The organism is Paenibacillus allorhizosphaerae (genome assembly GCF_042659105.1).
GTDB lineage: Bacteria > Bacillota > Bacilli > Paenibacillales > NBRC-103111 > Paenibacillus_G > Paenibacillus_G allorhizosphaerae.
In genome coordinates this window covers 37057-50076 of the sequence record NZ_JBHSRV010000026.1, presented here as the reverse complement: position 1 = coordinate 50076, position 13020 = coordinate 37057, and the positions used below count along the sequence as shown (strand labels likewise).

At 55.2% G+C, this 13020-nt stretch carries 11 protein-coding genes; 3 read left to right on the top strand and 8 right to left on the bottom strand.

Annotation, left to right across the window (positions count from 1 at the left end; genetic code table 11):
* Positions 1–246: 246 nt before the first annotated feature.
* The 5 genes from ACFQI7_RS35580 to pdhA all read right to left on the bottom strand — a co-directional run bounded on the left by ACFQI7_RS35580 (position 247) and on the right by pdhA (position 6284).
* A complete protein-coding gene (locus tag ACFQI7_RS35580) occupies positions 247–1020 on the bottom strand; it encodes a class I SAM-dependent methyltransferase (RefSeq protein WP_218101976.1) in 774 nt (257 codons plus the stop codon).
* Between the two features lie 365 nt (positions 1021–1385).
* Positions 1386–2801: a dihydrolipoyl dehydrogenase gene (gene lpdA / locus ACFQI7_RS35575; RefSeq protein WP_218101977.1), complete on the bottom strand. Its 1416-nt coding sequence runs from the start codon at positions 2799–2801 to the stop codon at positions 1386–1388.
* 6 nt (positions 2802–2807) lie between these two features.
* Positions 2808–4145, bottom strand: coding sequence for a dihydrolipoamide acetyltransferase family protein (locus tag ACFQI7_RS35570; protein WP_218101978.1), 1338 nt, complete (start codon positions 4143–4145; stop codon positions 2808–2810).
* Between the two features lie 29 nt (positions 4146–4174).
* The gene (locus tag ACFQI7_RS35565; protein ID WP_218101979.1) at positions 4175–5155 is read right to left on the bottom strand and encodes an alpha-ketoacid dehydrogenase subunit beta; all 981 of its coding nucleotides are present in this window, start codon (positions 5153–5155) and stop codon (positions 4175–4177) included.
* A gap of 25 nt (positions 5156–5180) precedes the next feature.
* Positions 5181–6284, bottom strand: a complete 1104-nt coding sequence (pdhA, locus tag ACFQI7_RS35560) for a pyruvate dehydrogenase (acetyl-transferring) E1 component subunit alpha (RefSeq protein ID WP_218101980.1) — start codon at positions 6282–6284, stop codon at positions 5181–5183.
* A 500-nt stretch (positions 6285–6784) separates the two neighbouring features.
* Between pdhA and ACFQI7_RS35555 the strand changes: the two genes are divergently transcribed.
* Entirely contained in the window at positions 6785–7513 is a 729-nt protein-coding gene (locus ACFQI7_RS35555; RefSeq protein ID WP_218101981.1) for an alpha/beta hydrolase, read from the top strand.
* Positions 7514–7702: 189 nt separating this feature from the next.
* Here the strand turns inward: ACFQI7_RS35555 and ACFQI7_RS35550 are convergent, their stop codons facing one another.
* A complete protein-coding gene (locus ACFQI7_RS35550; RefSeq protein ID WP_218101982.1) occupies positions 7703–8269 on the bottom strand; it encodes an HD domain-containing protein in 567 nt (188 codons plus the stop codon).
* Between the two features lie 187 nt (positions 8270–8456).
* Entirely contained in the window at positions 8457–9413 is a 957-nt protein-coding gene (locus ACFQI7_RS35545; RefSeq protein WP_218101983.1) for a bile acid:sodium symporter family protein, read from the bottom strand.
* Between the two features lie 159 nt (positions 9414–9572).
* On the opposite strand from ACFQI7_RS35545, the gene ACFQI7_RS35540 reads away from it, so the two are divergent.
* On the top strand, positions 9573–10499 hold the full coding sequence (locus tag ACFQI7_RS35540) for a LysR family transcriptional regulator (protein WP_218101984.1): 927 nt from the start codon (positions 9573–9575) through the stop codon (positions 10497–10499).
* A gap of 27 nt (positions 10500–10526) precedes the next feature.
* Here the strand turns inward: ACFQI7_RS35540 and ACFQI7_RS35535 are convergent, their stop codons facing one another.
* Positions 10527–11456 carry a lipoate--protein ligase family protein gene (locus tag ACFQI7_RS35535; RefSeq protein WP_218101985.1) on the bottom strand — a complete coding sequence of 310 codons (930 nt, stop codon included), beginning with the start codon at positions 11454–11456 and terminating at the stop codon, positions 10527–10529.
* Positions 11457–11638: 182 nt separating this feature from the next.
* Between ACFQI7_RS35535 and ACFQI7_RS35530 the strand changes: the two genes are divergently transcribed.
* Positions 11639–12991, top strand: coding sequence for a phytoene desaturase family protein (locus ACFQI7_RS35530; protein ID WP_218101986.1), 1353 nt, complete (start codon positions 11639–11641; stop codon positions 12989–12991).
* The last annotated feature ends 29 nt before the right edge of the window (positions 12992–13020 follow it).

Genomic DNA, 13020 nt, shown 5'->3' with positions numbered 1-13020 from the left:
TTCGGGTTGGAACGAAGCATAAGACCACCGCCTTTACAGTATAGTTATATTATATCATATTAACGCGGTAATTTGATAAAGATATTAAAGATAAAAGTAGCCTGTTGAAGTTTTTCAACAGGCTGAAGCAGCCAATACGGCTGCTTTTGATCGTTTAGTATCATATGTCTTACATGTGTTTCTCCGGAAACTCACGATTGTGTACCTGGGGCGCCCCTGGACATGGTTTGCCTATATGAAATGAAACTATTGCGGCTTCCTTGCCCGCAGCATCATGTACTTGCCTTGAAAACGGACGAGCTTCCCGTCCTCGGTTTGCACTCCAAGAGCCCGACGCACATCCGATGGCTGCCCCAGCATCAAGCTTTCCAACGCTTCTTTCGGCTCCCCGGCGAATTTCATTCTTTGGCACCAGGATTCAAACTGAAATGTTTTCTGAAATTGAAGCAACTGCTCTGTCTCCAGTCCTGCCGTCTCTACCTTTCGAATCCACTCCGATTTTTTCCATGCTCGGGCATGGCTCGGATCGCGCCTTTTCTCGATATCGTTATAAAGCTCATCGAGCGCAGCTGCTTCGGGAGCGACATTATCGAGCAGCAGCAAGCAGCCGCCGGGTTTGATCACCCGTAACGCTTCATTCAGAAAAGCATCGACGTCCGGGAAATGATGCGCAGCGATGCGGCACATGGCAAGCTCGAAAGTTTCGGAAGCAAACGGCAGCGATTCCGCATCCCCCAGTACGAACGAAACGTTGGAATGTCCTTTTCCGGCGATATACGTCTCCGCCGCCTTCAATATTTCGGGCGTCAAGTCAAGCGCCGTCATTTGCCCCACCCACGGAGCTGCCGTGTTCGCCGCATGTCCTCCGCCGGTAGCAATATCGAGCGCAGCTGCGGGCTTCTCCGCCTTCACCCAGGCTTCCAGAATCTCCAGATCGTCACGCGAAGAATGAATCGGACTCTCCACATATTCCTGTGCGTTTTTACCGAATTGCTCAAGAACTTTGTTCTTGATATCCATGCTCAGCACCGCCTTAGTTTCATATAATGAAACATAATTTTATCTAACGATACAATTATCTTATGCCAAACTCATTACTTTGTAAAGCCGATCCGCCTGCCCACCCCTACTCGGCGAAACCTCTATTCAGATGTCGTGCCCTATTTGCGTTTCGATTTCCCCGGCATAACCTGAAACATGCCATCTAGCATACATACTAGTCGCTTGGTTGCAAAAAAATATGGATACGACTGTTTGTAGACGGTGTGGAAGCAGTGGCTGCTTCCGCATCGAGCCCGGTAGTAAAAAAAGCCTGCGGGCGCTGGAAAACTTCATGTTTCTTGAAGGTTTCCACGCTCCGCAGGCTCTTTTTTATAGCACTTTTTTTATTTGCCTAATTGATGAATCGGATGGCCGAGTGCGCCTTCGGCTGCGTCCATCGTAATTTCCCCAAGCGTCGGATGCGCATGGATCGTGAGCGCGATATCTTCGAGCGTCGCGCCCATCTCGATGCCGAGCGTCAGCTCCGCGATCAGGTTCGACGCTTCCGCACCGACCACTTGCGCCCCGATCAGCAGGCCGCTGTCTTTGTCGGCCACAAGCTTCACGAAGCCATCTGTCGCATTCATCGACTGCGCGCGTCCGTTGGCGCCGTACGGGAACTTGCCTACGGTCACGTTCATGCCTTTCGCCTTGGCTTCGGTTTCGCTCAAGCCTACGCCGGCGATTTCCGGATCGGAGAACACGACGGCCGGAATCACTTTGTAATCGACGACGCTAGGCATGCCTGCGATCGACTCACCCGCCACTTTCGCTTCGTAGGAAGCTTTATGGGCGAGCGCCGGACCCGGTACGATATCGCCGATCGCGTAAATGTGCGGCACATTCGTTTGGCCTTTTTCGTTCACCTTGATCAGTCCGCGTTCGCCGACTTCCACGCCTGCCAACTCGAGGGAAAGATCGCCGTCCGTATTCGGGCGGCGTCCGACCGTGACAAGCACATAGTCTGCCGTTACTTTCTTCTCTTCGCCTTTGACGGTGTAGGTCACGGTCACTTCGTTATCCGTTTGTTCGCAGCCCTGCGCAAGCGCTTCGGTTACGATCTCGACTTCGGACTTTTTCAGATTGCGCGCCACGAGCTGGGACAGCTCTTTCTCGAAGCCCGGAAGAATCGAATCGGACCCTTCCAGCACGGTCACCTTCGTCCCGAACTTCGCGAACGTCTGGCCGAGCTCAATGCCGATGTAGCCGCCGCCGATGACGACCATGCTTTTCGGAAGCTCGGACAGGCTGAGCGCTTCCGTCGAAGACAGAATGCGTTTGCCGAACGGGAACGCTTTGAGCTCGATCGGCCGGGAGCCGGTGGCGATAATGCAATAGTTGAAACGGTAGCGAGCTGTTTCGTTATCGTTAAATACGCGGGCTTCATGCTCGTTGATGAACAGCGCCTCGCCATTGAACACTTGAATCTTATTGCCTTTGAGCAGCATCCCGACGCCGCCGGTTTGCTTTTTGACGATGCCGCTTTTCCATTCCTGCACTTTGGAGAAATCGACTTTTACATTGTCGGCCATGATGCCGATCGATTCGCCGTGCTTCGCGACTTCATATTGGTGTGCCGCGGAGATCAAAGCTTTGGAAGGAATACACCCGCGGTTCAGACAGACGCCGCCGAGCTCCGCTTTGTCGACCACGAGCACGCTTCTGCCGAGCTGGGCGGCCCGAATGGCCGCCACATACCCGCCGGGACCTGCGCCGATGACGAGAACGTCAATTTCAACCGATGCGTCTCCAACTACCATAGCAGGTTACACCTCCATGACAAGCAGTTCCGGATCGGCCAGCAGCTGCTTGATATAGTTCATAAAGTTTTGCCCCGTTGCGCCATCGATAACCCGATGGTCGAAGCTTAAGGAAAGCGCCATAACCGGGGCGATCACGATCTCGCCGTTTTTCACCACCGGTTTCTCCGTAATGCGGCCGGTTCCGAGAATCGCCACTTCCGGGAAGTTGATAACCGGAGTGAAGAACATGCCGCCCGCGGAGCCGATGTTCGTGATGGACAGCGTCGAGCCCTTCATTTCGTTCGGGCCGAGCTTGCCTTCGCGTCCGCGCGTCGCCAAATCTTTGATCGCTTCAGCGATCGTCCAAATATTTTTGCGGTCCGCGTCCTGGATGACCGGAACGATGAGCCCTTGATCCGTATCCGTCGCGATCCCGATGTTGTAGTACTTCTTGTACACGATCTCCTGCTTCTCTTCGTCGATCATCGCATTCAGCGCCGGGAATTGGCGTGCCGCCGCCACGAGCGCCTTCACGATGAACGGAAGGTAAGTCAGCTTGACGCCTTTCTTCTCGGCGACCGGCTTGGCCTTCTCGCGGAGCTTGACGAGCAGCGACACGTCGACCTCGTCCATCAGCGTCACGTGCGGCGCCGTGTAGACGCTCTTGACCATCGCATTGGCGATCGCCTTGCGAATGCCCTTCAGCGGCACGCGCTCTTCGACGCGCTCGCCGCTGACCGCCGCGGCAGCTGCGCTTACAGCCGCTGCCGGCTTCGCTTCGGCTGCCGCTCCCGCTGCAGCCGTTGGTGCTGCGGCAGGTGCCGCTTGGCCGCCGCCTGCGGCAAAGCCGAGAACATCTTCGCGTGTCACGCGGCCGTTCCGGCCGGTGGCAGGCACGTCCGCGATGTTCACGCCTTTCTCCCGCGCGAGCTTGCGCACGCTCGGCGTAGCCAGTACGAGCCGCCCGCTGGCCGCGGCGGCTGGGGCTGCTGCCGGTGCTGGAGCCGCCGGTGCGGCTGCTGCAGCCGGTGCCGGTGCGGCCGGCGCCGCTGGCGCTGTCGGCGCAGCCGGAGCGGCTGCAGCGTCATGTCCGTGGCCTCCCGCTTGCTGCGGCACTTCGCCTTCCACTTCCATGACCGCGATCACATCGCCGATCGTACAGACGGTACCTTCACCTACTTTCAGCTCCACGATTTTACCTGCAACCGGGGACGGCACTTCCACGGTCGACTTATCGTTTTGCACGTCCATCAAAATCGTTTCATCATTCACGGTATCGCCCGGCTTCACATGCCACTTGACGATTTCGCCTTCATGAATCCCTTCGCCCAATTCCGGGAATCGATATTCGAATGTAGCCATTGCTTCTCACCCTCCTTCGCTTCGTTATATTAAAAGTCCAATACTTTATTTAATCCCGCTACGATGCGGGCCGGATTCGGAAGCCATTGATCTTCGATCTGCGCAAAAGGATACACCGTATCCGGAGGCGTGACGCGCAGCACAGGCGCTTCCAGGTGAAGAATCGCTTTCTCATTGATTTGCGCAATCACTTCGGCTGCAATGCCCGACGTTTTTTGCGCTTCCTGCACGACAATCGCGCGGTTCGTTTTCTTGATCGACTCGACGATCGTATCGATATCGAGCGGCATCAGGGTGCGCAGGTCGATAACCTCCACTTTCGCGCCGCGGGATTTTTCAATCTCTTCCGCCGCTTTGAGCGAAGTATGAACCATCGCGCCGTACGTAATGATCGTCGCGTCGGAGCCTTCGCGCACGACGTTTGCTTTGCCGATCGGCACCGTGTATTCGCCTTCCGGCACTTCCGCGCGGAACGAACGGTACAAGTTCAGATGCTCCATGAAGAAGACGGGATCGTTGTCGCGGATCGCCGAAATCAGAAGACCTTTCGCATCATAAGGATTGGAAGGCACGACAACCTTGATCCCCGGCGTTTGCACCATCAACCCTTCGAGCGGGTCCGTATGCAGCTCAGCCGCTTTGACCCCGCCGCCGAACGGCGTGCGGATGGTGATCGGCGCATTGTAGCGGCCGCCGGAGCGGTAGCGCAGACGCGCAGCCTGTACGGCGATTTGGTCGAACGCTTCAAAGATAAAACCGACAAACTGGATTTCCATAACCGGACGGAAGCCTTGCGTCGACATCCCGACAGCCATCCCGCCGATGGCGGACTCGGCCAGCGGCGTATCGAATACGCGATCCTCGCCGAACTCCCCTTGCAGCCCTTCCGTCGCGCGGAACACCCCGCCTACTTTACCGACGTCTTCACCGAATATTACCACGTTAGGATCGCGCTGAAGCTCTACGCGCATCGCGTCCTTGATCGCTTGTATCATAGTCATTTGAGCCATGGCTGATTGTTCCTCTCCTTTTCCTCTACGCTAAGTAATCCGCTTTTTGCTCTTCCAGATGATGCGGCGTCGTTTCGAACATGCTGTCGATCAAGCCGGGAACCGTCATTTTTTCCGTTTCTTCCGCTTTCTTGATCTGATCAGCCACCGTGTTTTTTGCGTCCTCTACGACGGCCGCTTCTTCCGCTTCCGACCAGAGGCCTTTCTTCGTGAGGAATTCGCGGAAACGATGCAGCGGATCCTTTTGCTCCCATTCAGCCGTTTCTTCCTTCGTACGGTATTTGGACGGATCGTCGCCGGACATCGAGTGCGGCAAGAACCGGTACGTAATCGCTTCGATCAGCGTAGCCCCTTCGCCGTTGCGTCCGCGCTCGGCAGCGTCCTGAACGGCTTTGACGACGGCAAGAACGTCCATCCCGTCGACCTGCACGCCTTTGATCCCTGCGGCAACGGCTTTATGCGCAACGGATTCCGCCGCGGTTTGCTTCGAAAACGGCGTCGTGATTGCGTAGCCGTTGTTTTGCACGACGAAGATTGCAGGCAGCTTGAACGCGCCGGCAAAGTTCAGACCTTCGTAGAAATCGCCCTCGGAGGAGCCGCCGTCGCCGGTATACGTAATGGCTACGCGTTTCTCGCCTTTTTTCTTGAACGCCATGGCAACGCCCATCGCATGTAAAATTTGCGCACCGATAATGATCTGCGGCATAAGAACGTGCACATCCGCAGGAATTTGGCCTCCATGCTGATGTCCGCGGGAATATAGGAACGCCTGGTACATCGGCAGACCGTGCCACACGATTTGCGGCATGTCGCGGTAACCCGGGCAAATAAAATCGTCTTTATTGAGCGCAAATTCGCTTCCCACCATCGTTGCTTCCTGTCCGGAAACCGGTGCGAAGAAGCCGAGACGGCCTTGACGGGTCAAGTTGACGGCGCGCTGGTCCCATGTACGGGTGAACACCATGCGTCTCATTAATTCTTTCAACTGCTCATCGGTGAGCTTCGGCATTTCATCGGGATTCACTACAGTACCATCGGTCGCCAGTACAGACAAAGGCTTCACCGCTTGAACCGACACTTCATACGGCTTGCTCGCTTCTTGTACCGCCACTTCATACGGCTTGCTCATTTCAATATTCACCTCAACGATAGATTTGGAATGGAATGTCGAAAATTCAGACTTTCTGTTATAGTAGTATTATAAACCTGTTTTTGTTCCAAGCACAAGAACTTACTTGAAAAATATGATTTTGTCCAATGAATATAACTATAACAGTTTTGTAAATTATATAGTACAGTTCGAGAAAAACGACAAAACTATTATAATACAACGGTAACCAACCAAGCGCCGGACAGATTCCGCGATCAGTGCAACCGACATCGTTGATCTTGAAAAAAGCCCGATACATTAACACCGATCGCATCCGACTATGGCTGATGATGGGGCGGACACTCCTTCAATTTTTGCTATGAAGTCCGTTAACCCTGAAAAGTTGTTTCCATTATTTTCATCCATTACGGAACCTAATCGGACCGCGGCATCTTCCATATTTTAGTAAATTCGATTCCATGGCAACAAATTGCTTCTCAATCACCGAGACGAACATGCAGTCATTAGGAGGAATTCCGTTGGACGACCAGCATTACTACAAACGCACGATTGTAAAAGAAGAAGTTCCATCCGCCGTGCTCGGCTACGAAAGATCCGTTAGGGTATGTTTGCCGCCAGGGTATAACGAACTTCTGTCCTATCCTGTCGTTTACTGTCAGGACGGCGAAGATTTTTTCAATTTCGGACGCATCTCCACAACGATGAACCGGCTCATCTTCGACGAAGGCGTAGAACCGGCCATCATCGTAGGGGTCGATGTCGACAAAACAATCCGCACTTCCGAGTACGCCCCGGAAGGAGAACGCTTTGCCGCGTACTGCCGTTTTTTCGCCGAGGAGCTTATCCCGTATATAGAGGGGACCTATCCGGTACGCCCTTTCGCCGAGGAACGGATCTTGGCGGGGGATTCGTTAGGCGCAACGGTTTCCCTGCACCTTGCCTTAGATTATCGTGACCTATTTTGCAATGTTATATCCTTATCCGGTGCATTTTTACAGTCGACTCGGGACCGCATCGAGATCGAGTCAGATTTGTCGCGGCTCACGCTGCTTCAATTGATCGGCACCGAGGAAACGGAAGTCAAAACGGAGCGCGGCACGTTTGATTTTCTCGCGGAAAACCGTATGACGAGGCAAGCGCTGGCAACAAAAGGCTGCTGTCCCGAATATGCGGAGAAGCCGGGAAAGCATATTTGGGGCTTTTGGCAAAAGGAGCTGCCCTGGATGTTAAAGCGCTTTTTGGGGTAACGGGTTACCCGGCAAACCGGTAAGAAGTTTGCTGCGGAACAGCGCGGGCATAATACGCGCCGCGGTATGCACGAAAAAGCCTTCAAAACCACCGGCAAAGCGGAAATTGAAGGCTTCATTTTTTATAACAATGCATCAATCATTTAATCTACCCGTGACCGCTCTAGTTACACGCTCCGAGTCCCAATGCTACGTTTTTTTGATTTTAGCCATCGTTTCTCCGTCAATTTTCTCTCGCAATGACTTCAACACAGGATCATGAAGAGCGTATCTTTTTCCGTATTCCAAATTAAACGCATAATCGAAATTCGAAGGGGTGTAGCCTTGATTGTGTTGAATAATCGTTTCCATTTTATCGATCGCTTTTACGAACTTGGCTTCATTCGTCTCGCCTTGGTTGTATTCGTGCCATAATTCGAAAATTTGCTCGCGCATGCTTTGCGGAAGCGGCGCCAATAATCGGTGCAGTGCCTCCTCCTCGGACTGCAGCTTGTCCTTCTCATTCACTTGCAAGACAGCGGAAATATCTCCTCCGTATGCTTCCCCGAGGTCGTGTATGAGAGACATGCGTATCGCTTTGTTCATATCGAGGTCCGGAAAACAATCTTCCAGCGCAAACGCAAATAACGTAAGCCGCCATGAATGCTCAGCTACGCTTTCCTGCCTTCCTTCCGCCGTCCACGCGGTCCGGGTTACATCCTTTAAGCGTTCGAGCTCCTTGATAAAAGAAACAATGCCGCTGAGCTGTTGATCCACGAGAAGTTCCACTCCCTTTCGGTCGTCCGTTCCATTTATTATACTTCAGGCCCGATTGGGACGAAACCTGCTTCAATGGATCGACCCAACACGCGGTTGTCCTGGTACATATGGAGGCGCTGCACCGCAGATTGACCGACCTAGCGGCAAAGATTCCGGGTTACGTATGGCCTTGTTTTTTTGCCGTTTATGCCGATGCCGACGATACGGTAGAAGAGCGGAGCGGAGTGGAGCTTAAAATAACTGCCGCCAAGCTTCCCAGCGTCAAATTGCATACCATGTTCGCCATCGAAGCCAATCCGGCCAGCGGGCCGAAGGCATCATTGGCAAGCACAGTGGATAGCGCCGTGTTGCAAATGCCTACTTCGAACAGCATCGACCTGCATTCCGCGTCGCCGCAGCCGATCCATACCGCATACCCGTAACCTAAAACCATCTGCAATACGATCTGGAGGCTTACGGCTGCAAACAATTTCGGCAAAACGGACGCATGCTCTAAGAGCGGCCCACTGCCGTTCGCGGCGATCCCGAGCACAACCACGTACAGCGAAAGGGCCGACAAGATCGAAGCGTACGGTTTCACCGCTTGACCCGATTGCGGGAAGAAGCGTTGGAGGACGATGCCGGATAGTAAGGGTACAAACACGATCTTCATCATCTTCCATAGAAATGACCAATATTCGAAGTGTACGGCGGAGCCGATCAACCATTTGGCTAAAACCGGCGTAAGCAGCGGCCCAATCAGCGTGTCGAAGGCCGACATCGCAATGCTTAAAGCGAGGTCACCTCTCCCGATCAACGCATTCAGGTTGGCCGACGTCCCGCTAGGAACGATGCCCGCCATCACGATGCCGTAATAAAATTCGGAAAAACCGAAAAACAACAAACCGACCGCAACGGAAACGGCGGCCCCGATCAGCCATTTGCCGAGCGAACCGAGCAAAGGCATTTTGGGGTGCTTGAGCAGGACGCCCAGACGGCTCCGGTCCATCGTTAGTCCCATAAGAAACAGGACCAACCCTAGCGCCGGACCGGTGGCGATACTCCAGCTTTCGAATCGTTCGGAATAAAAAACGCCGGCTGCGGCAAAAACAACAATCCAAACCGGCATGAAACGAGAGATAATAATGGTAGCGATTCTCATGATGCATTTCTCCAATCGGCAGCCCGCTGCGATTTCCCGCCCGCCGGCTGTGAATTCATTGAACATAGTACTAAGTATAATCGCGCGTTTTTTATGTGTAAAATGAATAAATAGAATATATAATATAGACATCATCTATAAATGGAGGACACCTATTCTATGGATATCAGGCATTTGCAATATTTTGTAGAAGTAGCCAAGCATCAAAGCTTCTCCAAAGCTTCGGAGAAGCTATATGTATCGCAGCCTACCGTAAGCAAAATGGTGAAAAACCTGGAGGACGAAATCGGGATGGCGCTGCTGCTGCGATCGACAAAAAGAAAATTGGAGCTCACCGACGCAGGTCATGTCGTCTACCGGCAAGGACAGGCGATCATTCAATCGTTCCACAACATTGCGAGCGAATTGGATGCGATCAAAAACATGAAAACCGGAACGATCCGCATGGGCATTCCGCCGATGACCGGATCGCGGTTTTTCTCCAAAATCATTTCCGGCTTTCATCAAAAATACCCGGGCATCAGCATCAAAATCATAGAAGACGGGTCGAAAAGCCTGGAGAAACAACTGCTTCAAGGCAATTTGGATTTGGCTGTGCTTGCGCTTCCCGTTGCCCCGGATGCGTTCGATTATATCGAAATCGTTAATGACGACTTGCAGCTTCTCGTCCATCCCGCGCACCCCTTTTCCGCTTGCAATGCGGTGAAATTGTCCGATCTGCAGAATGAGTCTTTCATTTTGTTTCGGGAAGGGTTTCACCTTCACGAAGTGATCCCGGCGGAGTGCAGGAAGGCGGGGTTCGACCCTGCGGTCGTTTGCGAGAGCTCCCAATGGGATTTCATCAGCGAAATGGTCGCGGAAAATTTGGGAATCGCCCTGCTGCCCGAGACCATTTGCCGGCTGCTGGATCCGACAAGAGTTAAGACCATCCTCTTGATCGAGCCATCGATTCCGTGGCATTTGGCGATCAGCTGGCAAAAGGACAATTACCTTTCTTACGCTTCAAAAGAATTCGTTACGTATACATGCGAAAGCTTGCAGGTAGACCCGCGCAACAAAAAGAGAGCAGGGGGCGCGATCGAATGATCATTCCGCCTCGCCTGCTCTCATTTTTCAACGTTGGATGCCGTATCTGGTTCGGAGCGTGTTTATCATCTCCGTCACCTGCTCCCGCCCGGGCAGCCACAGGCGCTCGGACGCAGACTGCAAACCTTCCTGCGTCTGCCGCTGTCGAATGACCCGCTTCACTGCTTCGGCGAATTGCTCCGCGGCGCGCCCGCCGTCAAGACCGGTCAATTGCTCCAGACTGGCCATGCTGCTCACCGTTACTTGAGGATAGTTCGCCGTCGCGGACATGCCGATAACCGCCGCCGAAACCGGGCTTGTACTGTCCGCTGCGGCCGCTGTCGCCGAGCCTGCGTTTCCCCCTTCTGCCGCCGCCGCTCTCTCATAGAAACCCCGTGCCAGCTGCGCCCTTGCTTCGCCCGAGCCCGCAGCGACGACGAAGGCCTGTACGACATAGGCATGCGCCTGACGGCGCTGGGCAATGCCGCAAAACTTGCGCCCGCGGATGGACAGATCGTAGTCGCCCGGGCAATAAGCTCCCTGGATCTCTCCTTTGTCCACGCCGGCGCCCGTTTCCCGAAGCGCTTCCCGGATCAGCCGGTACATCCTCTCAAAATCTTGATGAAAGTCGATATCGCCCTGGCGCATCTTCGGCAATATAAGCGACACATTCACCACGCCCGGATCGAGAGGAACCGCCGCGCCGCCGGAATTGCGCACCGCAACGGCGTATCCTTGCCCCTCCAGCCATGCTGCCGCTTTCCCCGCCGCCGGCAGACGGCTGTCCCGAAGCCCCATCACGAATGCGCGCGGGTGTCTCCACAGATGAAGAAGCGGCGCGCCGCCTTCTCCGACGTGCCGGCAGAGCAGCTCCTCCAGCGCAAAAGGGTACAGCACATCCGATTCCCCGAAATCCCCGCTTCGGTCCAAAATAAGCATACGATTCAGTTCTTTATCCCACGGCTGCTGTTCACTCATCGTCCAGTTACCCCTCCTTCCGTTTCCGTCCTGCAAGTTATTCACATTTTAGTAAGAGTCATGCGAAATAGCAAGCTTTTCATGCTACAATGTAGCTACTCTTTCACCTTGGTTCATCCATGTCACAAAATTACGCGCTGTTCCGTCTCATGTACATCAACGTGCAAAGGATGGAACAAACCATGAACGCCAGTGCGAATTGGAACACCGAATGGGAACAGACGGAGTGGGACGCAGTCATCATCGGAGGCGGATTAGCCGGCCTTACGGCCGCTGTCCTGCTTTCCAGCCAAGGGAAACGCCTGATCGTTCTTGAAAAAGCGTCCCGGCTCGGCGGCAGAGCGCAGACGACGGAACGGGACGGCGGCATGCTGAATCTCGGCCCCCATGCCTTATATCAAAAAGCGGAAGCAAGTCGCATCTGGAACGCGCTCGGCATCGAGCCTCAAGGCAAGCTGCTTGCGCTGCAAAACGCTCAGCTGATCGAACATGGCCAATTGACGGAACTGCCGGGAAGCCCGTGGAAGCTGTTCATGACTTCCTTGCTCGGCTTCAAGGAAAAAACGGAGTTCGCCGCCTTCATTACCGGGCTTAGCCATACGTACACGGCCCAGTGGGACTGGACCTCGTTCAGCGATTTCCTTCAAGCGCATATAGGGAGCGCGAAGGTCCGCGATTTGCTCACCATGCTGGCCCGCTTGTCCACATACAGCGCCGATCCGGCCAAGATCAGCGCGGGCACCGTCTTGCGCCGCATGAGCGGCGGCGGCGCGCTCTATCTGGATGGCGGCTGGCAGACGGTCGTCCGGCTGCTGCGCGAGCGCGTGGAACAGCTCGGCGCGGTCATCGCTGCCGGTACGCCGGCGCTAGCGGTGAGCGGCGCGCAGCCTCAGCTGCGCGTTGCGCTGGCCGGGGGCCGTGCGCTCCGTGCGCGAAGCGTGCTCGCCGCTGCGGGCCCGCGGGAGACCGCCGCTCTAATCGGCGGCCGCGCATCCGCCCCGCTGCTCGCTGCTGCCGCCCAGCGGCCGGTGCAGGCGGCCTGCCTGGATCTCATGCTGGCCTCCTTGCCGCACCCGAGCCGCAATTTCGCTCTCGGGCTGGATCGACCGCTGTACTTCTCCAACCATTCGCAGGCTGCGCTGCTGACGGAACAGCCGGGCCATGCGGTGCTGCACGCCGCCAAATATCTTAGCGTCGACGATGACGCCGATGCGGACCGCGATCTTGCCGAGCTGGAGCAAATGCTCGAGCTGCTGCAGCCCGGCTGGCGCGACCGCGTCGTTACGCGCCGCTTCCTGCCGCATGTAACGGTCATGCACGCGCTGCCGACCGCCGATTCGGGCGGCGAGCGCGGCCGGATCGCCTGCGACGGCACCGGCCTTCCCGGCTTTTACGCCGCAGGCGACTGGGTCGGCGGCGAGGCGATGCTCGTCGACGCGTCCTGCGCCAGCGCCAAAACGGCCGCGGAGCTCATCCTTGCGCAGCTTCGCGAGGCGTCATCCGCTTACGGCGAGGGCAAAGGTTACGCAGGATAACGGTTTGGCGGCAGGGGCGGCATCGATTC

Excerpts from the sequence above, each read along its gene's own strand:
- ACFQI7_RS35580 (WP_218101976.1), bottom strand. The coding sequence starts at position 1,020 with ATGGATATCAAGAACAAAGTTCTTGAGCAATTCGGTAAAAACGCACAG.
- pdhA (WP_218101980.1), bottom strand. The coding sequence starts at position 6,284 with ATGAGCAAGCCGTATGAAGTGGCGGTACAAGAAGCGAGCAAGCCGTAT.
- ACFQI7_RS35565 (WP_218101979.1), bottom strand. The coding sequence starts at position 5,155 with ATGGCTCAAATGACTATGATACAAGCGATCAAGGACGCGATGCGCGTA.
- ACFQI7_RS35540 (WP_218101984.1), top strand. The coding sequence starts at position 9,573 with ATGGATATCAGGCATTTGCAATATTTTGTAGAAGTAGCCAAGCATCAA.
- ACFQI7_RS35570 (WP_218101978.1), bottom strand. The coding sequence starts at position 4,145 with ATGGCTACATTCGAATATCGATTCCCGGAATTGGGCGAAGGGATTCAT.
- ACFQI7_RS35530 (WP_218101986.1), top strand. The coding sequence starts at position 11,639 with ATGAACGCCAGTGCGAATTGGAACACCGAATGGGAACAGACGGAGTGG.
- ACFQI7_RS35535 (WP_218101985.1), bottom strand. The coding sequence starts at position 11,456 with ATGAGTGAACAGCAGCCGTGGGATAAAGAACTGAATCGTATGCTTATT.
- ACFQI7_RS35545 (WP_218101983.1), bottom strand. The coding sequence starts at position 9,413 with ATGAGAATCGCTACCATTATTATCTCTCGTTTCATGCCGGTTTGGATT.
- lpdA (WP_218101977.1), bottom strand. The coding sequence starts at position 2,801 with ATGGTAGTTGGAGACGCATCGGTTGAAATTGACGTTCTCGTCATCGGC.